Source organism: Ruegeria sp. YTSA072 (assembly GCF_059610285.1).
In genome coordinates this window covers 57,967-78,716 of sequence record NZ_JBXWNI010000004.1, presented here as the reverse complement: position 1 = coordinate 78,716, position 20,750 = coordinate 57,967, and the positions used below count along the sequence as shown (strand labels likewise).

Below are 20,750 nucleotides of genomic sequence, written 5' to 3'. Positions count from 1 at the left end.
CTTAAATGGTAAACTCATTCAAGGCTGCGCAGACGTGAATTGCAAGTCAGGTGATCAGCTTTCTTCCAGATCCGCCGCCAGACGGAACCCGATCCGGTTGGCTGGTTTATCCTCAACCGATTTGGGCAGGGCCCGCAGCATCACGTTCAACTGGCTCACATGTTGTACAAGCTGAGTGCGCGCGCCGGTCGCATCGGACCCGTAAAAGGTGATGATATCGGGATCAAAATACCCCATCCCCTCGATCCGCATGACACCTGCGTCGCCGCCGGTGAATCCCATCGCAACCTCTTGGTCGCCAGTCAGGGTCTTTTCGAAATTCTGGATATAGAGGATCAGCCGCTCATAAGCCCATTGCGCGGGGCTTTTCTTTTCGACCGGCTTTTGCAACGGGCCGGGCAGGTCTTTTGCGCCTGACTTTGCTTCGGGGTCGGAATGCACTTCGTAGCAGCGCGGCAAAGCTGCGGCTTCGGCGGCCTCGGCCGAGGTTTCGATCTGATCCTGCATAGCTTTACCCTTTGCGCTGAAACTCCCACGCCCCGTCCGCGCGGCGCGTCCGGGTGACAGCTCGAATGTGGTAAAGATGGTTCAGATGTGCAACCGCTTCGACCAGCGCAAGCCCATACTCGCCACCGCTGATCTGCCGTTTGAACAAGGGCATGAAACATTCGGCAGCGGTCTTGGGCTGGTCCAAATACTTTTCCAAACGATCCAATGCGCTGTGGTGATTGTCGATCAGTTGCCTCATCCGGATGGGCAACCCGGTGAATGGCAACTTATGCCCGCCCAGCGCCAGATGTTCTGGTCGCGCCAGCCCCTGAAGCCGTTCGCAGGCCTCAAGCCATTCCGCAACCGGATCAGCAAGTGGTTCGGTGACATAGACACCCAGGTTGGGACTGATCGAACTGAGGATCTGATCGCCGGTGATCACCAGATTGTCGTTTCGGCTCCAGAACGTGGCGTGTTCTGGTGCATGACCATTGCCCATATGAACATCCCAATCGCGCCCACCCATGCGGATTACACTGCCTTGTTTGATCCGAGTGAAACCCAGTGGCATCGGATAAACAGTGTCGCAATAATTGAACGGGCGCTCGGCCATCCGCTTGGCCAGAACGTCGGGCGCCATTCCTGCACTGCGGTAATAATCCAGCGTCTCCTGGGGCCAGCTTTCCTGAACATCCAGCTGTAGCATCCGCGAAAACAGCCAGGCCGTTCGCGACGCCACCAATTCCACGCTATGTTCGGATTGGAACCAACCCGCATTGCCCACGTGATCGGGGTGATGATGAGTCACAACCACCCTCGTGATCGGCTTGCCCGCCAACGGGCCTGCCATCAGCTTTTCCCAGATGCGCCGTGTTTTGTTCGACGACATTCCTGTGTCGATCACGGTCCAGCCGTCCCCATCGTCCAGCGCATAAACGTTAACGTGATCCAGCGCCATGGGCAGCGGCAAACGCATCCACAGAACACCTTCGGCAATCTCGGTCGCCTCGCCCTCGGCTGGAGGTTCAGACCAGGGATATCTGATTGCCAAAGGGGTATCTCCGTCCATCAGGATACAAACTCCTCGGCGCTGAGCCCGAATACATCATCTGCCCCGTTCTGTGCTTGTACAAGCAGCCCAGCATATTCAGGCAACAGCGCGTTGATGTAATACCGGGCCAGTTTGAAGCGCGGACCACCCGGTTCAGCCAAAGCCGACTTCAGGTGGTAATGTGCACCTAAAACGCGGGCGAAGGCGTGCAGATACGGCAACGCCCCGGCAAACCGGTTGTTCATATCAGACTGCGCCACCATCCACTCGGTCGTCTCGCGCAAGCTTTCGGTCGCTTCCCAAACCGGGCCAGCCAGTTCGGGCATCGTCGCCCGCGCCTGTTCAGCATGATCTTCGATCTCGTCCAGTAGGCGCGAGGCTGCTTCGCCGCCATCCATCATCTTGCGCGCCACCAAATCCATCGCCTGAATACCGTTGGTGCCTTCGTAGATCGCGGTCACGCGGACGTCGCGATAATACTGAGCAGCACCGGATTCCTCGATGAAGCCCATACCGCCATGTACCTGAACACCGGTCTCAGATACGCGCATTCCCGTCTCGGTGCCAAAAACCTTGCCAATCGGTGTCAAAAGAGCGGCACGAGACATCCAATCGGCGTCGCCCGTTGCGTTGGCCATATCGATGGCCGCGGCGTTGGCCAGCATAATCGCACGCGCAGCGAAAGTGTCAGCACGCATGCTCATTAACATCCGACGCACATCAGCGTGGTCGATAATGGTGCCCGAGGGGGTTTTGCCCTGTTTCCGCTCCAACGCATAGGCCAGCGCGTGCTGATAGGCACCTTCGGCTGCGCCCACGCCCTGACCGCCAACACCCAGGCGCGCGTTGTTCATCATGGTGAACATCGCGGCCATGCCGCCATGTTCCTTGCCCACGAGCCAGCCTTTGGCACCGTCAAACTGCATCACGCAGGTTGGCGAGCCGTGCAGGCCCATCTTGTGCTCGACCGATACGACCTTCAGATCATTGGCCACACCGGGATTGCCGTTCTCATCCGGCAACAGCTTGGGCACCAGGAACAGCGAAATGCCCTTGGTTCCGGGAACGCCATCGGGCAGGCGCGCCAGTACCAGATGGCAGACATTCTCAGCAAAATCGTTGTCACCCCATGAGATAAAGATTTTCTGCCCTGTCACAGAAAAGGTGCCATCCCCATTGGCTTCGGCTTTCGAAGTCAACGCACCCACATCCGACCCGGCCTGTGGTTCGGTCAGGTTCATGGTACCAGACCATTCACCTGCCATCATCTTAGGCAGATACAGCGCCTTGAGCTCATCGCTGGCGTGATGTTCCAGCGCTTCGATCTGGCCCTGTGTCATCAGCGGCGCAAGTTGCAGCGACAAGCAGGCGGCCGACATCATTTCATTCACGGCGGTGGTCAGCGTCATCGGCAGACCCATGCCGCCATATTCCGGATCACCGCTCATCCCGACCCAGCCGCCATCGGCTATGGCTTTCCAGCCATCAGCATACCCGGTCGAGGTACGCAGCACGCCGTTTTCCAAGCGCGCGGGCTCAAGATCACCGGGGCGTTGCAGAGGGGCCATCACCTCTTCGCAAAGTTTTCCGGCTTCGGTCAGAATGGCACTGACCACATCGTCGCTGGCTTCCGAGAATTTCTCGGTAGCAGCGATCTTGTCAAAATTGACCGCGTGGCGGAACAAGAATTCATAATCAGAGATTGGGGCGCGATATGGCATGTCTTCCCTCTAGGCTGTCTGATTGCGTTTACGCCGACGGGCTTGGAATTTCCACCGCCCACCTTTATGCATCTGGGTTCCACCGATTAGGTATCGGTCCAAATGCTATACGCAATCAAAACGCGGCGTCACCACCAATGATCCCCAACGGCACTCTGACATTAAACGCCGACCCAGCCGGAATCGCGCAGGCCGCAGACTTGCTGCGCCAGGGTCTTCTGGTGGCTTTCCCGACCGAGACGGTCTACGGCCTGGGCGGGGATGCCCGTAACGGAGAAGCGGTGGCAAGCATCTATGCCGCCAAGGGACGACCCAGCTTCAACCCGTTGATTGCGCATGTGGCCTCGATCGAAGCCGCCCAGCGGTTCGTGACATGGTCCGATCAGGCCGAGGCCTTAGCGGCCGCGTTCTGGCCCGGACCGCTGACTCTGGTTCTGCCACTGCGCCCGGATCACGGGATTTCATCGCTGGTAACGGCTGGGCTGGACACGCTCGCAGTGCGAGTGCCAGCCCACCCTGCGGCCCGTGCGCTACTGTCCGAATTCGACGGCCCGGTCGCCGCGCCATCCGCCAATCCGTCCGGGCAAATCAGCCCGACCACAGCCGCGCACGTCCTGTCCGGCCTGAATGGGCGCATCGCCGCGGTTCTGGACGATGGGCCATGCGGGGTCGGGTTGGAAAGCACAATTGTGGGCCTTGCGGGCGAGCCTGCCCTTTTGCGCCCCGGCGGTGTTGCGCTGGAACAGATCGAGGCGGTTCTGGATACTCAGCTGCACCATCACCAATCGGGTGATGCGCTGAACGCGCCCGGCCAGCTGCAATCGCATTATGCCCCGGATGCGCCCGTTCGTCTGAACACCAGCACTGCCCAAGGCGATGAAGTTCTGCTGGGGTTTGGCCCGGTGGACTGCGATCTGAACCTGTCAGCGAAAGGTGATCTTGCCGAGGCCGCTGCCAACCTGTTCGCCGCACTGCACAGCCTGAATGACACCGGCAGACCAATTGCGGTGACCCAAATTCCCGAACATGGTTTGGGTGCGGCCATTAACGACCGCCTGCGCCGCGCTGCGGCCCCGCGTAACGGCTGATCAGGCGCGCCCAGACTCGGCAGACAGGATCAAGGGGTCAACGCCCAAAGTCGCAAGCGCACCTCCCCATTTCTCATCATCAGCTACATCGAAGACCAGCTTGGACGACGCCTCGGTCGTGAGCCAACCATTCATCGCGATCTCATCCTCAAGCTGACCAGGTCCCCAACCCGAATAGCCCAGCACCAAAGTGGAGTTCAAAGGCCCGCGCCCCGAGGCAAGATCCTCTAGGATATCCAGCGTTGCCGTCATGCTGAACTCATCCGTGATGTGCATGGAATGCAGGTTCGCCTCGTAATCCGAGCTGTGCAGGACAAAACCACGCGACATCTCGACCGGACCGCCGAAATGGACCAAACGTTCACCCACAACCGGAATCCGGCAGGGGATGTTGAGCTGACTCAACAAAGTTTTCAGCCGCAGATCCGAAGGTTTGTTGATAATCAAACCCATAGCACCATCTTCGCCATGGCTGCACAGGTACACCACCGAATGATCAAAACGCGGATCGCCCATGCCAGGCATCGCAATCAACAGTTTTCCGGTAAGATCCATGGGCCGACATCTCTTATCAGGTATGCTTCAACAATGACCCTTGGTCACCCGGAATGGCAAGGGATCAGCGCACATTTCCGCAGATTTCATCCTGGTTACCGGAACGTGACTTGGAATCTGTGCCGCAACCGCGCATTTATGAACCATGAGCGTAAAAAATGTATTACCGGCAATCGCCATAACCTTTGGTCTGGCCCTACCTGCAACAGCGCAGGTCAAAGGCCCCGTTGCCGAGTTGGATATTCTGGATGGCGGACGCACCGCTAAAGGAACGTACCTCAGCGCCGTGCGTGTGACACTGCAGGACGGTTGGAAAACCTATTGGCGTGCGCCGGGGGATGCTGGCATTCCGCCGCAATTCGACTGGAACCGCTCGGACAACGTAGGGCATGTGTCGATTACATGGCCCGCACCCAATGTTTTTGACCAGAACGGATTGCAATCGATCGGCTACGAAAACCAACTGGTTTTGCCAGTCGAGATCACGCCGAAAAACCCAGCCAAGCCCGTACGCCTGCAGGGAACGATGGATCTGGGTGTCTGCAAGGATGTTTGCATCCCGGAACAGCTGGATTTCGACCACACGCTGAACGCAGACGCCGGGCGCAACCCCACCATCGCCGCTGCATTAGCACAAAGACCCTTTTCCGAACACGAGGCCAGAGTGGCCCATACCACCTGTCACCTCTCACCCACATCAGACGGGATGAAGATCGAGGCCCGGGTGACCATGCCCTCGGCAGGCGGTCGCGAGGTGGCCGTGATCGAGCCGGGGAACCCGGCGCTCTGGGCTTCGCAGACCGAGACGACGCGAACCGGGAATACTCTGATCGCAACCTCTGAGGTGATCAACGCAACAGGCGGACCGTTTGCGCTGGATCGGTCGGAAATTCGGATCACCGTGTTGGGGGCAAATCACGCAGTCGACATTCGGGGATGCAGCGCAAGCTGAGCCCGGTGATTTCATGACACAAACCCCGAAAATCGGCGCCTTGGCGGTTGTTCTGCATCAGGACCATGTGCTGCTGGTGCAGCGCGGCAAGCAACCCGATGCTGGCCTGTGGGGCTTTCCCGGTGGCCATGTGGAATGGGGTGAGACCGTTCTGCAAGCCGCGCAAAGAGAGCTGCGCGAAGAAACCTCGGTCATTGCAGACCCACAGCACTACTTAGACAATCTTGATTTGCTGCGCTGGAACGAAAACGGCGACGTCCAGACACACTACCTGCTGGTAGGCGTGGCCTGTCAGTATCAAACCGGCGACCCCATTGCAGGTGACGACGCGCTCGATGCGCGTTGGTTCCCTGTGGATCAGATCCGTCGCGGCGAACTAGAGATGAGCAACCGCGTCATCGATCTGCTGGAAACCGCCCTGCGCCGGACTTAGGTCGCGGGCCTTTTGAGCCGGGAATAAAGCAAGCCAGAGACTGCCACGCTGAGGAACAGTATCAGCGCAGCACCTGTCACGAATGCACCTAAGCCCATCCGAAGAATAGCCATGCCATCCTCGCCCGCATAAAGCCCGGACAAGAACCCGATGGGCGCGCCGTAAATTGCGGGCCACACCATCGTGACCATAAACCATGAAAGCAAAGCGAGGCCCGAACACGCCAACGTCCCCTGCACCACACGGTCCGGGGCACGTGCCGCCCGACGCATCGCGGTCATTGGGCGAGACAGATCGTTCAGAATGGCAAGCAACGCCGGGACTAGCAGCAGGACCAGCAACATTCCAAAGCCCAGCCCATAGACCAAAGTAATGACTGTGGGTTTGAGAAACTGCGCCTGCTGCGACCCTTCATACAGTAACGGGGTCAGCCCCAGAACCGTGGTCAGCGTCGTCAGCATCACAGGCCGCAACCGGTCTGCGGTGCCTTCAACTATCGACGGCACAAGCCCGCGCTCTTTCTGGTAATCGTCGATGGTCGTCACCAAAACAATCGAGTCGTTGATGATGATCCCCGTCATCCCCAGCAGACCGACGACCGTGAACATGCTTAGCGGAACTTCCCACAGGTAGTGCCCCCAGATCGCGCCGACCAACCCAAATGGGATAATCGCCATCACCACCAGTGGCCGCGTCCAGCTCGCAAACACCCAGGCCAAAACAAGATAGATGCCCGTCAGGCACAGGATCAGGCCAGTGCGCGCCTCGGACAGGAACTCGTCTTCCTGTTCGCTCAGACCGGCCATCCGCCATTCAACTTGTCGTTCCGAGGCGATTTTCGGCAGGATTTCCTCGCCCATGGCACGTGCAATCTCAGCCGCGCGCGTGGGGTCATCTTCCGAGATGTCGCCATTCACCGATATCACCCGCAGCCCATTTTCGCGTCGGACGGTCGAGAAGCCGGATTTCCGCTCGACCGAAACGATATCGGCCAGCGGTACATAAACGCCGTCCGGGGTGCGCATCAGAGTACGTTCCAGGAAGTCGGCGGTCAGCTCTCCTTCGGGCAGTTCAACCCTGATCTCGGCACTACGCGGGCCGTCCGGGAAGGTCGCCGCCTCGATCCCGTTCAACCGGTCGCGCAAGACGCGTCCCAGCGTTTCGATCCTGAACCCCAGCGACTGACCCTGCGCTGTCAGGTCCAGAATGTACTCTTCCTTGTCATAGGCAAGATTGTCTTCCAGCGCCGAAACTTCAGGATATTTTGAAAGCTCGGTCTGCAAGTCCTCTGATGCGGATTTGAGCGTATTCACATCCGCGCCATAGAACTGAACGTCAATGGCATCGCCACCGGGCCCAGAGCGCCAGCCCCGGAAGCTGAGCAGTTCGACCTTCGGGTGGCGCGGAACAAAATCCTGCAACTCACCCACAAACTCAAAGCTGGAATAGGGGCGCAGATCCGCATCGATCAGCTCGATGGAAATACCACCCAGCAAGTCAGCGTCTTTGCCATCGGCGGCAGCCAATCCCCATCCTGCGGACCCGCCCACCTCGGCCAGCACATAGTCGATCGGATTGCGACCGTGGCGGTCTTCATAGATCTGCCCCAGCTCTTCGGTCGCGCGCTGCAGCTCATGCATCATGGCCACGGTCTCGGCGCGGGTGGCGCCTTCGACCATTATGAAGTTGCCCGTGACCGAGCCGCGCTCGGGCGCGTTAAAGAACCGCCAGTTCACATCACCTCGAATGAACAGGGCAACCTGGCTGGCCAGGATCACCACCATCATTGCAACCACCACATATCGCGCCCAAACAACCCAGGCGATCAACGGTCGGAACAGATGATCCCGCACCCAGCGGAACCCGCGATTGACCACGCGGTTGGGCAGGTCATACCAGTGCTCTTTCGTGGAATGCGCGATGGCATGTGCCATGTGGTTCGGCAGGATCAGGAAGCATTCGATCAGCGACGCAATCAAAACCGCGATAACGGTAAAGGGGATGTCGCGGATCAACTCTCCGAACCGACCGCCAACAAGGGTCAGGCCAAAAAAGGCGATCACGGTTGTCAGGGTCGCAGCAAAGACCGGCATCGCCATGCGTCGCGCCGCGCGTTCAGCGGCCACCATTGGGGCCTCACCTAATCGGCGCGCGCGGAAATCGGCATGCTCACCCACGACGATGGCGTCATCCACAACAATGCCCAATGTGATGATCAGGCCAAACAGGGACACCATGTTGATCGACAGCCCGCCGATATACATGAAGGCAATCGCGGCGGACATGGCAACCGGAATACCTGCTGCGACCCAAAAGGCGATCCGCGCATTCAGGAACAAAAACAGCAGACAGACCACCAGGCCCAAGCCAACAAGGCCGTTGTCGACCAGAATATCCAGACGGTCGGTGATCGCCTGAGCGCGGGTTCTGATCAGCTCGATCGTCACCCCTTCGGGAACGCTGGCCTGCATTTCCGTCACAACGTCTTCGACCGCGTGCTGGATTTCGATCGCGTCACCCAGGTTTGAGCGATCTACCCGCACCGACATTGCCGGATTTTCGCCCACAAAGTAGCTGCGATTGCGGTTGACCCCTTCGACCCGGATCTGGGCGACATCGCCCACCAGCAACTTGGACCCATCCGCAAAATTGCGCAGGGCGATACCTTCGATTTCTTCGGGTGTGCGCTTTTCCGTACCCGTGCGAATACGGGCATTCGCGCCAGTCACATCACCTGCTGGGTTTGCATTGACCTCGGCCGCGACGGCTGATGCGACCTCGGACAGGGTGATGTCGTTGGCAATCAGTTGGGCGGTTGGTATCTCGACCACGATGCGCGGCGCAGCAAGCCCCCGGATCGTGGTACGGGTAACCCCGACCGCGAAAAGACGGTTGATCAATTCGTCCGTGAACTTGGCCAGTTGATCAGGATCGACAGGTCCGGTCACAACCACATCTGTAACCCGGTCCCGCCAGGCACCCCGCCGGATCGTTGGTTCTTCGGCATCGTCGGGCAGACTGGTGACACTGTCGACGGCAGTCCGGACCTCCTCGACGGCGCGGGACATGTCCCAGTTTGGCTCGAACTCGAGCCGAATGCTGGCGCGCCCCTCGCGTGACGTGGACTCGGTGCTGGCGACACCCTCGACCGCCAGCAAGGCGGGCTCAAGCACCTGAACGATACCGTTGTCCACATCTTCGGGACCGGCCCCATCCCAGTCCACACTCACGTCGACGCGTTCTAGGATCACATCCGGAAAGAACTGTGCCCGCATGTTCGGGATTGCCGCCGCGCCCAGGACCAGCATCACCAGCAGCAGCAGGTTTGCCACCGTTTTGTGACGCGTGAAGTAACTAAGGATGCCGCCTGCCGCGCCGGGGATCTCGCGCATCATGGCGCTTAGCCCCCCGCCCTGTTTTCAAGCCGCTGGACAAGCGAGGCGGGCACCTTGGCCTCGCTCAACTGACCCAGAACCCGTTCTTTGACGTCCTTTGGCATGCGGGTGCTGGCCTCAACCTGAGCGACCAACTTAGCGCGCTGTTCGACAGACAGCTCAACCATATCCGGTGCGGCCCCGGCGCTATCATCTATCCGCAGGGGCCGGACGCGAACGCCCGATCCCAGCAGCGGCGTGCGGCCGATCACGACCTCACGCCCAACCAAACCTTCGCCGCGCAGCAAGACCTCATCGCCCTGACGCCGGATCAGCTGGACTGGAAGCGCTTCGAGCCTGTCATTCTCATCCAGCACCAACACTGTGCCAACAGCATCAAGAACCGAAGACGGCAGCAGTACTACGTTGTCCAGCGGTTGTTCCTGCACTGTGACGGTAACAAAATCGCCTGGCTTGAACCCCGACGCCTCATCCAGTCGGGCATAGATCAAACGCCCAGTCTGCCCTTCGCCCGCCGATCCGCTGTCGCGGCTAATGCGGCCTTGTGCGGTCAGGTCCGTGCCCGTGACCTCAAGCGAGATAGTCACCGGTGCGTCGATCAGATCACCGGCTGCATCCAGCAATCGGACGTATTGCGCGGTTGAGACGCGGAATGCCACCTCCAATGCATTGGGGTCGACAAGTTCTGCCAGCTTTTCGTTCGCGGACACCAGCCGTCCTTCGACCAGCGTTACATCCGTCAATGTACCCCCGAACCGGGCGCGGATTGTCATATCATCCAGATCGCGTTCAGCAGCCTCAAGCGCAATGCGGGCTCGTGACAACAGGGTGGTCGCCTGATCGACGCGGGATTCTGCTTGGGCCAGCGCAATCCGCCGCGCCAGCACCGCCTGCTGCGCGGCGGCCTTGGCCAGCTCGGCTTCTTCCACAGATGCCGCGGCCCCGACCCCGCGGGTCTGTAAATCCTGTTGGCGCTGCAAGGCGCGCCCGCGCAGCTCCGCCTGCGCCTCAGCCGAGTTCAACTCGTCCTGCGCCAGCAGCAGCGACCGCTCCGCGTCACGCTCTTCAAACTGCGCGTCCAACAAATCGGATTTTGCCCGGTCCAGTGCGGACTGGGCGTCCGCGGGATCAAGTTCAACCAGAACTTCGCCTGTTGTTACCACACCGCCATCTTCAAAATCTTCAGCCAGCCCGACAACACGCCCGCCCAGCGCGGCGCGCAACTCTAACCTACGACGGCTTTGAACTTCGCCGAAGGCTTCAAGATATGGGGTGACGGTCTCCAATTCCGCAGACCGAACAGAAACGGCAAAGACACGCTCGCGCGCCTGCGGAGCCGACTCCTCCCGTGTCAGAACGTCTTGCACGGCGCCCGAAATCATCTGCGCCGCCACAAACAACAGGGCCACTGTCAACGACGTCAAAAAGACTCCAACAAGGCTTTGCCTCAGAAATCGCATATAAAATTCACCCCGGTTGCATCAGGCTGCCATTAGCAAAAGGTAGCTGGGTAGCAAAAAATGCCAAGCCACAAAGCGGTTATGAACGGTTTAACGTGCGACCAGTCTACTTCCGTCGCAAATGTTCGTCCAATCTGGGCATTATTTCGACGAAATTGCAGGGACGGTGGCGGTAGTCGAACTGTTTTTCCAAAATGCCGTCCCAGGCGTCCTTGCAAGCGCCCGGGCTGCCGGGCAATGCAAATAGATATGTGCCGCCTGCGACCCCACCGGTCGCACGTGATTGCACGGCCGACGTACCAATCTTCTTCATTGAAACGACTGTGAACACCGTGCCGAAAGCCTCGATTTCCTTCTCATAGACATCGCGATGCGCTTCGACCGTTACGTCGCGGCCCGTCAGGCCGGTACCCCCTGTCGAAATTACCACATCTATTTCCGGGTTAGCGATCCAGGCCCGCAACTGATCGGCGATCTTGTTGCGCTCGTCCTGTATGATGCTGCGGTCAGCAACGTGATGCCCGGCACGCTCGATGCGGTCCACAAGTGTCTGACCGGATTTATCTTCATCCAGCGACCGCGTGTCCGAGACGGTCAGCACGGCGATACGGACCGGAATGAAGTCTTTGGTCTCATCAATGCGCGACATGTTTCCTTAGGCCCTTTCCAAGATGGCAAGCCGGATCGCGAGGGCTGTGAAAATCCCTCCGGTCATCCAGCCCATGATGCGCGAAGCGCGCGGGTTCGCGATTAGCATCCGCCCCGCACCACCGGCAAAAATTCCCACTAGCCCATTCACCACAAATCCGCCCAGCGCAATGATGGATCCGAAAATCAGGAACTGCAGCAGGATCGATCCCGCCGCCGGGTTCACGAACTGCGGGATAAAAGCCAGAACAAACAGAATTACCTTAGGGTTGGTCAGGTTCACCACCAGCCCGTCCCGGAATGCCAATTGGGTGGGACCGGAGGGAGCATCCGCAGAGACCGCCCCATTCCGAAACGCCCCCCAGGCGAGATACAGCAGATAAGCAACGCCCATCCAGCGGATCACATCGAACAGCCAGGGCATCGTCGCCACGGCCGCTCCTAAACCGAGACCCGCCACCAGAACGTGAACCATCGATCCGACGGAGATACCTGCGCTGGCGGCGATTGCAGGCCGCGCCCCGGACCGCAGCCCCTGCCCAAAGCAGAACATCATGTCCGCCCCGGGGGTCAGGTTCAGGGCAATTGCCGCCGGGATAAACGCCAGCAGCATAACTGTTTCAATCACGTGGTGACCTCGAACCAATTTACTGTGGGGCCAAGATTGGCGATCTGCGTCACGCCGATTGCGCCTCGGTAACCCCAGCTGTCATGGATATGGCCACAAAGGGCAAATTGCGGCTGCAACCGCTCGATTGCGTCACGGACCGCCACCGATCCTACCGCATCACCCGTCGACGTAAGATCGCCGTGACCCTTGGGCGGAGAATGCGCGATCAGGATGTCAGCCCCTTCGCAACGATCCAGCAACTCAGCCGCTTCAGGATCCGTCAGATCACAGGACCACTCACCGAATGGCGTCACCGGCACGCCGTAACCAAGGCCAAACAGACGCAGCCCATCCACAGTCATGCCTGTCCCATGCAAAACATGCACGCCTTCCGGCGCAGCCTCGGCCAGCTCACCTGCACTTTCGGCATTGCCCGGCACCAGAACCAGCGGCGCATTGATACCAGAGAGCATCGCCATCGCGTCATCCAGACCTTGCCGCATGTTGCAATAATCTCCGGCTCCGATAACCAGATCGGCCTCATCGCTGGCTGCAACAACGTCTGCGGCACGGTTTCGCGCCATATGCAGGTCCGAGAATGCGAGGATTTTCATACCTTGCCCTCCAGCCTTGCTTTGAGCTCCAGCAAATCGGCCCATGCCTGCCGCTTCATCTGCGGTTGACGTAGCAAATAAGCCGGGTGGAACATCGGGATAACCGGCAAGTCCATCGCCTGATCCCACTGACCCCGAAGCCGTGTGATCCCCCGTTTACCCAGAACAGCCTGACAGCTGATATTGCCCATCACCACCAGAACCTCGGGTTTGGCCAAGGCCACGTGCCGTTCGAGAAACGGCTTCAACATGCCAATCTCTTCGGGCTTGGGATCCCGGTTCTGCGGTGGGCGCCACGGCAGGACGTTGGTGATATAGACGTTTTCGGTCCGATTCAGATCAATCGCGGCCAGCATCCGGTCCAACAACTGACCGGCGCGTCCGACAAAGGGCTTGCCCTCGCGGTCCTCATCGCGGCCCGGGGCCTCTCCGATAATCATCACCCGCGCACCCGGGGTGCCGTCGGCAAAGACCAACTGCCGCGCGCCGCGCTTCAACTCGCAAAGCTCAAACGCGCCTATGGCCGCTTGCAACTGAACCAATGACCCAGCCGCCTGAGCGGCAGCTTTCGCAACCGTAGCTGGATCAACTTGCTTGGGTTTTTCTGGTGCGGTCTGGGCCTTTGCGGGTTTCTTGGCTTTGGGCGCAGTATCCGGCAACGCATAGCGATCCACCGGTGCATCACCGATCGCATCCGTCGCACCCAGTTCGATCTGCCATTCCAGCAGAGCACGGGTAGTATGATAGTCCAAAGCCGATTCCATACCCCTCAATCTAACCACCTTTTGAACGAGGGAAAGCAGATAGACCTTGATTGGTCAGTCCATCGCGCCGACGATTGCCATATTCATGTTGTCTGTATTGCGATTCTTGTTTCTTGGTTTGCTGCTGATCATTCTCAGCAGTCCTACTTCTGCGCAGTTCAAAGACAGATATGGCCAGTGCCGCGCGGGCCAATTCAAATGTGGCAGCACATGCTGCTCGGGCGGGCAAAGATGCAGCTTTGACGGGCACTGCATTCCATTGGGCGGCACCTATTGCGGCGGCGGCCGTACCTGCGGCCCATTCGAGCGCTGCGTGGCAGGCGGCACCCGATGCGCACCAGCGGGGCAAAATAAGTGCAGGTCGCGCCTGGACTGCCCCGGCGGCAGCATCTGCAATGCCCGTGGCGAATGCGAGCGCAATACACCTGACATTCTGGAACTGCCTTCACTGACATGCGACGACGGTCGCATTTGCGGATCCGGATCGTCTTGCCTGCCGGGTGGCGGATGTTCGCGCCCCGGTTGGTATCTTTGCGAAAAAACCGGGTCTCAGTGCCGTCAGGGGTTCAAGTGTTCCAAAAACCAGGGCTGTGTTCCCGTCAAGGCCGTCGACTGCGGATATGGTAAATGGTGCAAACCGGGCGAACAGTGTCTGCCCGAAGGCGGGTGCGAGAAACTGCCTGAAGGATCTGATCCTTAGGTTGCCTTGGGCTGCGTGGCTTCTTATAAGCGGCGCGATTGTCAGACAGGAGCCCGCCAATGCGTTTCGCCCATCGTCACCTTCTTGGCATCGAACACCTGTCGCAATCCGATATTACTGCCATTCTCGATCTGGCCGAGAAATATGTCGACATGAACCGCCAGTCGACCAAGCATTCCGACGTGCTGTCAGGGCTGACGCAAATCAACATGTTCTTCGAGAACTCGACCCGCACGCAGGCCAGTTTCGAAATCGCAGGCAAGCGGCTGGGCGCGGATGTGATGAACATGGCGATGCAGGCCAGTTCGATCAAAAAAGGCGAGACGCTGATCGACACAGCGATGACGCTGAATGCTATGCACCCCGATTTGTTGGTGGTGCGCCATCCGCATTCCGGCGCGGTCGACCTGCTGGCGCAGAAGGTGAATTGCGCGGTGCTGAATGCCGGTGACGGCAAACATGAACACCCGACGCAGGCTCTGCTGGACGCTCTGACCATTCGCCGCGCCAAAGGTCGCCTGCACCGCCTGAACATCGCGATCTGCGGCGACGTCGCCCATTCCCGCGTGGCGCGGTCAAACCTGATCCTGCTGGGCAAAATGGAAAACCGTATTCGTCTGATTGGACCACCGACGCTGCTCCCAAGCCAGTTTGCCGAGTTTGGTGCTGAAATTTACGACGACATGAACCAGGGCTTGAAAGATGTCGACGTCGTGATGATGCTGCGCCTCCAGAAAGAGCGGATGGATGGCGGGTTCATCCCCTCGGAACGGGAATACTATCACCGCTATGGTCTGGACGCCGCTAAGCTGTCGCAGGCCAAACCGGACGCCATCGTCATGCATCCTGGCCCGATGAATCGCGGTGTTGAGATTGATGGAACGCTGGCGGACGACATTAACCGGTCCGTTATTCAGGAACAGGTCGAAATGGGCGTCGCCGTTCGCATGGCCGCAATGGAACTGTTGGCCCGCAACCTGCGCGAGGCAGCATGAGTGATCTGAACGTCGCCCCCCACGAACATGGCGTCCTCCGCCTGTTTCACTTGGACATGCGGCCCGAAGCAGCAAAGTTCCTGCGCGAACCGGGCGCCGCCGACCAGATTCTGGGTGTCGAGGGTCTGGATCCCGTTCAGATCGACGTCTTTCCCGTATCAGATCTCGAGGAACTGGGTCTTTTCGGCTATCTCAACGAAGGGTGCGGCGTTCCCAAAGATCAACTGGATCGGGCTGCACTTGGCAGCGTTGAAGGCTGGGTCATGGTCGTGCGCAGTGCCGCGTTTCAGGGACGTGCCGCCACTTTGCAACCAGACGCCAAAGTGCAACTGATCGGCCTTTATACAGAAGAGGCAACAAGCTGGACCGGTGGAGCAATTAAAACCGAAAGCGCGAAACCGTTCTCGGCCCCGCAAACCCCGCCAAAGGACGACAAACCCGGCCGTATTGGGTCGGCCATGCTAGCAGTAGTGGTGCTGGTGGTCATTGGAGGCATCCTATGGCTGATCCTGTGACCTTCACCCCCGACAAAGGTGCGTATATCCGCACGAATACATGGCTGGCCGCCGGAGCCATGGCGGTCGCGATGATCGTGCTGTGGCTGGTCGGCAACCCCTACGTCTGGACCGGGGCGCCCGCCGGTCTTGCCGCGGTTGCCTTTCGCGCATGGTACCTGGCCTCAGAAGAACTGAACACCACATGGCAGATGACGGACACCACCCTAACCGGCCCCGGCACGCGCAATGTGGCGCTGAACCAGATAGAGGCGGTCAACCTCATGGGCAGCTTTGTCCAGATCGTCACCAAGGGCGGCGACAAGCATCTGATCAAGTATCAGGCTGACCCCGCCGCCACCAAAGCCGCCATCGAAAGGGCGATTAGATGACAGCCGTAAAAGATTGGGTGCGTTCAAAGATACCTCTCAAAGAAGAGGTTTTGTGGGTCGGTCGCCCCGATCAACGCGTGATCCCAAAGCACGCGTCCTTTTTTGGACATTGGCTAGCTGCTATTTCTTTAGTGGTTTGGATTCCAGTGCTTTTCTCACTGAAGGTGTCGTGGGAATATCTGCCGCTCTACATGCTTCCGATAAGCACAACCGCTATTTTGTTCATCGATTATTACAATCGCACGCATTGCATCTATGCGGTTACAAGAAACTCTGCATGGATCATCAGGAAGCTTTTGATTTCAAAGCAACCGCGTATTAAGCGCGTTGAAATCACTCAATCCCTTAAGATTGAATCCACGCCAACTAGGATTAAGCTGAAACCGTTCTTTTCCTATGATTGTCTTGAAGAAAAAGACGCCGTGTTGGCGGCGCTGCACCAAGCCCAAGAGGCCTCGAAATGACTGCTGTACTCTTCTCAAACGCCCGCCTGATCGACCCTGAGACTGGTACGGACAGCCTTGGCTGGCTGCACGTGTCTGACGGTCGGATTTCTGCACGTGGCGCAGGGGCTGCTCCGACGCTAGAGGCACAGGTCGTCGATTGTGGCGGGCAATGCCTTGCCCCCGGTATCGTCGATATCGGCGTCAAGGTCTGCGAACCCGGCGAGCGGCACAAGGAAAGCTATAAGTCCGCCGGTCTGGCCGCCGCCGCCGGTGGCGTGACCACGATCGTGACCCGTCCTGACACCAGCCCGGCCATCGACACACCGGAAAGTCTGGAGTTCGTCACACGCCGGGCTCAGGCCGACACGCCGGTCAACGTCCTTCCAATGGCCGCGTTGACCAAAGGTCGCGAAGGCCGCGAAATGACTGAGATCGGGTTCCTGCAGGATGCCGGCGCCGTCGCCTTTACTGACTGCGATCACGTGATCGCCAACACCAAGGTGTTTTCCCGCGCCCTGACCTATGCCCGGGCCTGTGGCGCGCTGGTCATCGCCCACCCGCAAGAACCCATTCTCAGCAATGGTGCCGCAGCCACCAGTGGTAAGTTCGCCGTGCTGCGCGGCCTGCCCGCCGTCTCACCAATGGCCGAGCGGATGGGACTGGACCGCGACATCGCTCTGCTAGAGATGACCGGGGCAACCTATCACGCCGACCAGATCACCACTGCCCGCGCCCTGCCAGCGTTGGAGCGGGCGAAGCGGAACGGTCTGGACATCACGGCAGGTACGTCAATCCACCACCTGACCCTAAATGAGTTGGACGTGGCCGACTATCGCACCTTCTTCAAGGTCAAGCCGCCGCTGCGATCCGAGGATGACCGGCAAGCAGTGATCGAAGCGGTGCGGACCGGCCTGATTGATACGATCAGCTCCATGCACACGCCTCAAGATGAGGAAAGCAAACGCCTGCCGTTTGAAGAGGCGGCCTCCGGCGCGGTAGCGTTGGAAACCCTGCTGCCCGCCGCCTTGCGTCTGTATCATGCCGGGCAGTTGGACCTGCCGACACTGTTCCGTGCAATGGCCCTAAACCCGGCGAAACGATTAGGGCTGGACAGTGGCCGCCTGTCCGAAGGCGCGCCTGCGGATCTGGTGCTGTTTGACCCGGATGTGCCCTTTGTGCTGGACCGGTTCTCGCTCAAATCCAAATCTCAGAACACACCGTTTGACGGCCAGCGGATGCAGGGTAAGGTCACCGCAACTTTCGTTGCAGGACAAGAAGTTTACCGGAGACCCTGATGCCGATCATCGACAGCACAATGACCCAGCTGATCCTCTGGGCGGCACTTGGATACCTGATGGGATCGATCCCGTTTGGTATGGTCATGGCCAAGGTGATGGGGCTGGGCAACCTGCGCAACATCGGATCGGGCAATATCGGCGCAACCAATGTTTTGCGGACAGGCAACAAGACCGCCGCTGCCCTGACCCTGATCTTCGACGCCGCAAAAGGCGGGGTTGCCGTTCTGGTGGCGCGCGTACTGGGGGGCGAGGATGCTGCGCAGATTGCAGCGCTGGCAGCACTTTTGGGCCATTGCTTTCCGGTTTGGCTGGGATTTAAGGGCGGCAAAGGGGTCGCCACGTTTCTGGGGATCTGGCTGGCGTTGGACTGGCGCGTCGGTGTAGCCTGTTGTTTGACTTGGTTGGTTGCTGCTGCAATCTGGCGCATCTCATCCCTTGCGGCACTTGCAGCGGCGGCAACGTCCACGATTTGGGCCCTTCTGCTGACAGGTTCGCAAACGCTGCTACTGGCTGGCGTCCTGACCCTGTTGGTCTATTGGCGCCACAGCGCGAATATTGCCCGCATCAAATCCGGCACTGAACCAAAAATCGGGCAGTCTTGAGCGCCCCGAACGCCTTCCTGACCGCCTTTTTTGCCATCCCCAAGGGGTCGTCGACCGGGCGTGCCCACGGCAGGCGGTATATCGTCAGTCGAACGGAATTTTCAGACGGCAAGTCGCAGAAACTTGTCGCACGCGCACTGGACGGCAGCGACTACATCAGCCTGAACCTTTATCTGACCAAACGCGGATCTCTTCTTCGCCCCTGCGAAATGCCCGCGGAAAAAGTCACCGAATTCGTTTTGGATCTGACGCCCGATACCTAAGGCCTACCCTGCATTTGTGAACAATGCCTCTTCGCCCCTGCACATTCACAATTGATTGCTTTGAACGTGATGAGCCGCCTGCCCACTTGGGTTCCGTGACGGCCAATTGCGGGTCTCACGGACAAAAAAACTCTTGGGTCGTCTGGGCGCAATTTTCTGCGCCACGTGGCGGCCCCTTCACGAAAGGTGAAAACAATGAACAAGTTCAAATCTCTTATCGGCGGCGCCGCTCTGTCTGTTGCCATCGCAAGCTCGGCTCTGGCCGCTGGTGTTGAACTGAACGCAAGCTCGACCGGTCTGGCCATGCAGGGCTATGATCCGGTTGCCTACTTCACCGCTGGCGAGCCGACCAAAGGTGACTACCGCATCACCACACTGCATAACGACGCGATGTACCGCTTTGCCAATGAAGAAAACAAAGCCGCGTTCGAAGAAAACCCCGAGGCCTACCTGCCTGCATATGGCGGCTATTGCGCATTCGGCGCTGCGATGGGCTTCAAGTTTGACGGTGACCCGACCTACTGGAAGATCGTCGACAACAAGCTGTACCTGAACCTGTCGCAAGACATCCAGCAGCGCTGGGAAGGTGACATCCCTGGTTTTGTCGAACAGGCCAGCGCCAATTGGGAAACCATCGCGGATAAAACACCGGCGGAACTGCAGCAATAATTTCTGATATTCCTAATAAAAGCGGCGGCAGAGTTTTCTGCCGCCGCTTTTCGTTTCAAAATCAAACACCGGCGAGCCGGGTGCAGTCGGTCTTACGGATCAAGAACCGTGCTGCCTGTGGTCTGACGCGCTTCAAGCACCCGATGCGCCTCGGCCACCTGATCCAACGGGAACCGCTGGTCGATATGGATTTTGACCTCGCCGCCCTCAACCTTGCCGAACAGCCGCCGTGCCATTGCCTGACAAACGGAAGGGTCGGCGATATGGGTAAACAACGTCGGTCGGGTGATTTTCAAGGAACCCTTCTTACCCAAAATACCGATATCCATCATCGGGACCGGACCTGAGGCATTGCCGAATGAGATCATCATTCCCAAGGGTTTCAGGCAGTCCAGCGAGCCATTGAACGTGTCCGCGCCGATGGAATCCATGACCACATCCACACCTTTGCCGCCGGTGATTTCGGCCACACGTTCGGCAAAGTTCTCGGTCCGGTAGTTGATGCAATGCGCAGCCCCATTGAACTGCGCGAGGCTGCATTTTTCGTCTGTCCCGGCTGTTCCGATCAGGGTGATGCCCTCGGACTTGGCCCATTGGCAGGCAATCAGACCAACGCCACCGGCGGCCGCGTGAAATAGAACCGTGTCACCCCGTTTCAAATGCGTTGTCCGGTGAAACAGATACTCGACCGTCATCCCCTTGAGCATCATCGCCGCAGCCGCGTCAAAAGAAATCCCTTCGGACAACGGACACACCTGCGCCGCTGGCATCACGCGCGCCTCACAATAGGCCCCGGCGGGAGCTGCGGCATAGGCTGCGCGCTGGCCCGGTTTCAGATGGGTAACACCTTCGCCAACGGCCTCAATCACACCTGCCGCTTCCATGCCCAGCGCGTGCGGTAAATCCATCGGGTACAACCCGGTGCGCTGATAGACATCAATGAAGTTCAGCCCACAGGCCCGGTGGCGGATGCGAACCTCGCCAGGTCCGGGATCGCCCAAGGGCCGGTCTTCGATCTTTAGAACTTCGGGACCGCCGTGTTCATGAATGACGACGGTTCTTGCCGTTTGCTGCATGCTGACCTCCTGTTGCCTGACGCCAAGCTAACACG

Annotated in this window: 22 protein-coding genes; 11 read left to right on the top strand and 11 right to left on the bottom strand. The window is 59.1% G+C overall.

Annotated features, from left to right (window positions below; genetic code table 11):
* Positions 1 to 54 precede the first annotated feature (54 nt).
* Genes AC2FIB_RS09285 through AC2FIB_RS09275 form a run of 3 tightly spaced genes read right to left on the bottom strand, consistent with a single transcriptional unit; the run spans position 55 to position 3,261 of the window.
* Entirely contained in the window at positions 55 to 507 is a 453-nt protein-coding gene (locus AC2FIB_RS09285) for a DUF6173 family protein (protein WP_496734297.1), read from the bottom strand.
* 4 nt (positions 508 to 511) lie between these two features.
* The gene (locus AC2FIB_RS09280; RefSeq protein ID WP_496734296.1) at positions 512 to 1,558 is read right to left on the bottom strand and encodes an MBL fold metallo-hydrolase; all 1,047 of its coding nucleotides are present in this window, start codon (positions 1,556 to 1,558) and stop codon (positions 512 to 514) included.
* The gene (locus AC2FIB_RS09275) at positions 1,558 to 3,261 is read right to left on the bottom strand and encodes an acyl-CoA dehydrogenase family protein (protein WP_496734295.1); all 1,704 of its coding nucleotides are present in this window, start codon (positions 3,259 to 3,261) and stop codon (positions 1,558 to 1,560) included. Before AC2FIB_RS09275 ends, AC2FIB_RS09280 begins: the two co-directional genes overlap by 1 nt.
* A 137-nt stretch (positions 3,262 to 3,398) precedes the next feature.
* Between AC2FIB_RS09275 and AC2FIB_RS09270 the strand changes: the two genes are divergently transcribed.
* Positions 3,399 to 4,349 (top strand): L-threonylcarbamoyladenylate synthase, encoded by a 951-nt coding sequence (locus AC2FIB_RS09270; RefSeq protein WP_496734293.1) that lies wholly within the window; start codon positions 3,399 to 3,401, stop codon positions 4,347 to 4,349.
* On the opposite strand, the gene AC2FIB_RS09265 is transcribed toward AC2FIB_RS09270, so the two are convergent.
* A complete protein-coding gene (locus AC2FIB_RS09265) occupies positions 4,350 to 4,904 on the bottom strand; it encodes a YqgE/AlgH family protein (RefSeq protein WP_109312945.1) in 555 nt (184 codons plus the stop codon).
* A 145-nt stretch (positions 4,905 to 5,049) separates the two neighbouring features.
* Here AC2FIB_RS09265 and AC2FIB_RS09260 point away from each other — a divergent pair, with 145 nt between their 5' ends.
* Both AC2FIB_RS09260 and AC2FIB_RS09255 read left to right on the top strand, forming a co-directional pair.
* Positions 5,050 to 5,856: a protein-disulfide reductase DsbD domain-containing protein gene (locus tag AC2FIB_RS09260; RefSeq protein WP_496734291.1), complete on the top strand. Its 807-nt coding sequence runs from the start codon at positions 5,050 to 5,052 to the stop codon at positions 5,854 to 5,856.
* 13 nt (positions 5,857 to 5,869) lie between these two features.
* The gene (locus tag AC2FIB_RS09255; protein WP_496734290.1) at positions 5,870 to 6,289 is read left to right on the top strand and encodes an NUDIX hydrolase; all 420 of its coding nucleotides are present in this window, start codon (positions 5,870 to 5,872) and stop codon (positions 6,287 to 6,289) included.
* Here AC2FIB_RS09255 and AC2FIB_RS09250 read toward each other — a convergent pair.
* The 6 genes from AC2FIB_RS09250 to AC2FIB_RS09225 form a co-directional block, all read right to left on the bottom strand.
* The gene (locus AC2FIB_RS09250) at positions 6,286 to 9,684 is read right to left on the bottom strand and encodes an efflux RND transporter permease subunit (RefSeq protein WP_496734289.1); all 3,399 of its coding nucleotides are present in this window, start codon (positions 9,682 to 9,684) and stop codon (positions 6,286 to 6,288) included. The two genes, AC2FIB_RS09255 and AC2FIB_RS09250, sit on opposite strands and share 4 nt — an antisense overlap.
* Before the next feature lie 5 nt (positions 9,685 to 9,689).
* Positions 9,690 to 11,144, bottom strand: a complete 1,455-nt coding sequence (locus tag AC2FIB_RS09245) for an efflux RND transporter periplasmic adaptor subunit (RefSeq protein WP_109312948.1) — start codon at positions 11,142 to 11,144, stop codon at positions 9,690 to 9,692.
* A 106-nt stretch (positions 11,145 to 11,250) separates the two neighbouring features.
* Positions 11,251 to 11,793, bottom strand: coding sequence for a molybdenum cofactor biosynthesis protein B (gene moaB / locus AC2FIB_RS09240; protein ID WP_496734285.1), 543 nt, complete (start codon positions 11,791 to 11,793; stop codon positions 11,251 to 11,253).
* Positions 11,794 to 11,799: 6 nt separating this feature from the next.
* Positions 11,800 to 12,420 (bottom strand): LysE family translocator, encoded by a 621-nt coding sequence (locus tag AC2FIB_RS09235; protein ID WP_496734283.1) that lies wholly within the window; start codon positions 12,418 to 12,420, stop codon positions 11,800 to 11,802.
* Positions 12,417 to 13,016 (bottom strand): metallophosphoesterase family protein, encoded by a 600-nt coding sequence (locus AC2FIB_RS09230; RefSeq protein ID WP_282169842.1) that lies wholly within the window; start codon positions 13,014 to 13,016, stop codon positions 12,417 to 12,419. The genes AC2FIB_RS09235 and AC2FIB_RS09230 overlap by 4 nt, the downstream gene beginning before the upstream one ends.
* A complete protein-coding gene (locus AC2FIB_RS09225) occupies positions 13,013 to 13,780 on the bottom strand; it encodes a uracil-DNA glycosylase (RefSeq protein WP_496734557.1) in 768 nt (255 codons plus the stop codon). The genes AC2FIB_RS09230 and AC2FIB_RS09225 overlap by 4 nt, the downstream gene beginning before the upstream one ends.
* 759 nt (positions 13,781 to 14,539) lie before the next feature.
* Here AC2FIB_RS09225 and AC2FIB_RS09220 point away from each other — a divergent pair.
* The 8 genes from AC2FIB_RS09220 to AC2FIB_RS09185 all read left to right on the top strand — a co-directional run bounded on the left by AC2FIB_RS09220 (position 14,540) and on the right by AC2FIB_RS09185 (position 19,639).
* On the top strand, positions 14,540 to 15,475 hold the full coding sequence (locus AC2FIB_RS09220) for an aspartate carbamoyltransferase catalytic subunit (RefSeq protein ID WP_496734282.1): 936 nt from the start codon (positions 14,540 to 14,542) through the stop codon (positions 15,473 to 15,475).
* On the top strand, positions 15,472 to 15,990 hold the full coding sequence (locus tag AC2FIB_RS09215) for a hypothetical protein (RefSeq protein ID WP_496734281.1): 519 nt from the start codon (positions 15,472 to 15,474) through the stop codon (positions 15,988 to 15,990). The genes AC2FIB_RS09220 and AC2FIB_RS09215 overlap by 4 nt, the downstream gene beginning before the upstream one ends.
* Positions 15,975 to 16,361, top strand: coding sequence for a hypothetical protein (locus tag AC2FIB_RS09210; RefSeq protein ID WP_496734280.1), 387 nt, complete (start codon positions 15,975 to 15,977; stop codon positions 16,359 to 16,361). Before AC2FIB_RS09215 ends, AC2FIB_RS09210 begins: the two co-directional genes overlap by 16 nt.
* Positions 16,358 to 16,825 (top strand): hypothetical protein, encoded by a 468-nt coding sequence (locus tag AC2FIB_RS09205; RefSeq protein ID WP_496734278.1) that lies wholly within the window; start codon positions 16,358 to 16,360, stop codon positions 16,823 to 16,825. The genes AC2FIB_RS09210 and AC2FIB_RS09205 overlap by 4 nt, the downstream gene beginning before the upstream one ends.
* On the top strand, positions 16,822 to 18,102 hold the full coding sequence (gene pyrC, locus AC2FIB_RS09200; protein ID WP_496734276.1) for a dihydroorotase: 1,281 nt from the start codon (positions 16,822 to 16,824) through the stop codon (positions 18,100 to 18,102). The genes AC2FIB_RS09205 and pyrC overlap by 4 nt, the downstream gene beginning before the upstream one ends.
* Positions 18,102 to 18,707 (top strand): glycerol-3-phosphate 1-O-acyltransferase PlsY, encoded by a 606-nt coding sequence (gene plsY, locus AC2FIB_RS09195; RefSeq protein WP_496734275.1) that lies wholly within the window; start codon positions 18,102 to 18,104, stop codon positions 18,705 to 18,707. Before pyrC ends, plsY begins: the two co-directional genes overlap by 1 nt.
* Entirely contained in the window at positions 18,704 to 18,970 is a 267-nt protein-coding gene (locus AC2FIB_RS09190; protein ID WP_282169849.1) for a hypothetical protein, read from the top strand. The genes plsY and AC2FIB_RS09190 overlap by 4 nt, the downstream gene beginning before the upstream one ends.
* A gap of 195 nt (positions 18,971 to 19,165) precedes the next feature.
* Entirely contained in the window at positions 19,166 to 19,639 is a 474-nt protein-coding gene (locus AC2FIB_RS09185) for a YHS domain-containing (seleno)protein (RefSeq protein ID WP_496734273.1), read from the top strand.
* Between the two features lie 92 nt (positions 19,640 to 19,731).
* Here AC2FIB_RS09185 and AC2FIB_RS09180 read toward each other — a convergent pair whose 3' ends face one another.
* Positions 19,732 to 20,715 (bottom strand): quinone oxidoreductase family protein, encoded by a 984-nt coding sequence (locus AC2FIB_RS09180; protein ID WP_496734271.1) that lies wholly within the window; start codon positions 20,713 to 20,715, stop codon positions 19,732 to 19,734.
* Positions 20,716 to 20,750: the final 35 nt, after the last annotated feature.

Excerpts from the sequence above, each read along its gene's own strand:
- AC2FIB_RS09185 (WP_496734273.1), top strand. The coding sequence starts at position 19,166 with ATGAACAAGTTCAAATCTCTTATCGGCGGCGCCGCTCTGTCTGTTGCC.
- AC2FIB_RS09205 (WP_496734278.1), top strand. The coding sequence starts at position 16,358 with ATGACAGCCGTAAAAGATTGGGTGCGTTCAAAGATACCTCTCAAAGAA.
- AC2FIB_RS09210 (WP_496734280.1), top strand. The coding sequence starts at position 15,975 with ATGGCTGATCCTGTGACCTTCACCCCCGACAAAGGTGCGTATATCCGC.
- AC2FIB_RS09230 (WP_282169842.1), bottom strand. The coding sequence starts at position 13,016 with ATGAAAATCCTCGCATTCTCGGACCTGCATATGGCGCGAAACCGTGCC.
- AC2FIB_RS09280 (WP_496734296.1), bottom strand. The coding sequence starts at position 1,558 with ATGGACGGAGATACCCCTTTGGCAATCAGATATCCCTGGTCTGAACCT.
- AC2FIB_RS09180 (WP_496734271.1), bottom strand. The coding sequence starts at position 20,715 with ATGCAGCAAACGGCAAGAACCGTCGTCATTCATGAACACGGCGGTCCC.
- pyrC (WP_496734276.1), top strand. The coding sequence starts at position 16,822 with ATGACTGCTGTACTCTTCTCAAACGCCCGCCTGATCGACCCTGAGACT.
- AC2FIB_RS09275 (WP_496734295.1), bottom strand. The coding sequence starts at position 3,261 with ATGCCATATCGCGCCCCAATCTCTGATTATGAATTCTTGTTCCGCCAC.
- AC2FIB_RS09245 (WP_109312948.1), bottom strand. The coding sequence starts at position 11,144 with ATGCGATTTCTGAGGCAAAGCCTTGTTGGAGTCTTTTTGACGTCGTTG.
- AC2FIB_RS09220 (WP_496734282.1), top strand. The coding sequence starts at position 14,540 with ATGCGTTTCGCCCATCGTCACCTTCTTGGCATCGAACACCTGTCGCAA.
- AC2FIB_RS09270 (WP_496734293.1), top strand. The coding sequence starts at position 3,399 with ATGATCCCCAACGGCACTCTGACATTAAACGCCGACCCAGCCGGAATC.
- AC2FIB_RS09225 (WP_496734557.1), bottom strand. The coding sequence starts at position 13,780 with ATGGAATCGGCTTTGGACTATCATACTACCCGTGCTCTGCTGGAATGG.
- AC2FIB_RS09260 (WP_496734291.1), top strand. The coding sequence starts at position 5,050 with ATGAGCGTAAAAAATGTATTACCGGCAATCGCCATAACCTTTGGTCTG.
- AC2FIB_RS09250 (WP_496734289.1), bottom strand. The coding sequence starts at position 9,684 with ATGATGCGCGAGATCCCCGGCGCGGCAGGCGGCATCCTTAGTTACTTC.
- plsY (WP_496734275.1), top strand. The coding sequence starts at position 18,102 with ATGCCGATCATCGACAGCACAATGACCCAGCTGATCCTCTGGGCGGCA.
- AC2FIB_RS09215 (WP_496734281.1), top strand. The coding sequence starts at position 15,472 with ATGAGTGATCTGAACGTCGCCCCCCACGAACATGGCGTCCTCCGCCTG.
- AC2FIB_RS09255 (WP_496734290.1), top strand. The coding sequence starts at position 5,870 with ATGACACAAACCCCGAAAATCGGCGCCTTGGCGGTTGTTCTGCATCAG.
- AC2FIB_RS09285 (WP_496734297.1), bottom strand. The coding sequence starts at position 507 with ATGCAGGATCAGATCGAAACCTCGGCCGAGGCCGCCGAAGCCGCAGCT.
- moaB (WP_496734285.1), bottom strand. The coding sequence starts at position 11,793 with ATGTCGCGCATTGATGAGACCAAAGACTTCATTCCGGTCCGTATCGCC.
- AC2FIB_RS09265 (WP_109312945.1), bottom strand. The coding sequence starts at position 4,904 with ATGGATCTTACCGGAAAACTGTTGATTGCGATGCCTGGCATGGGCGAT.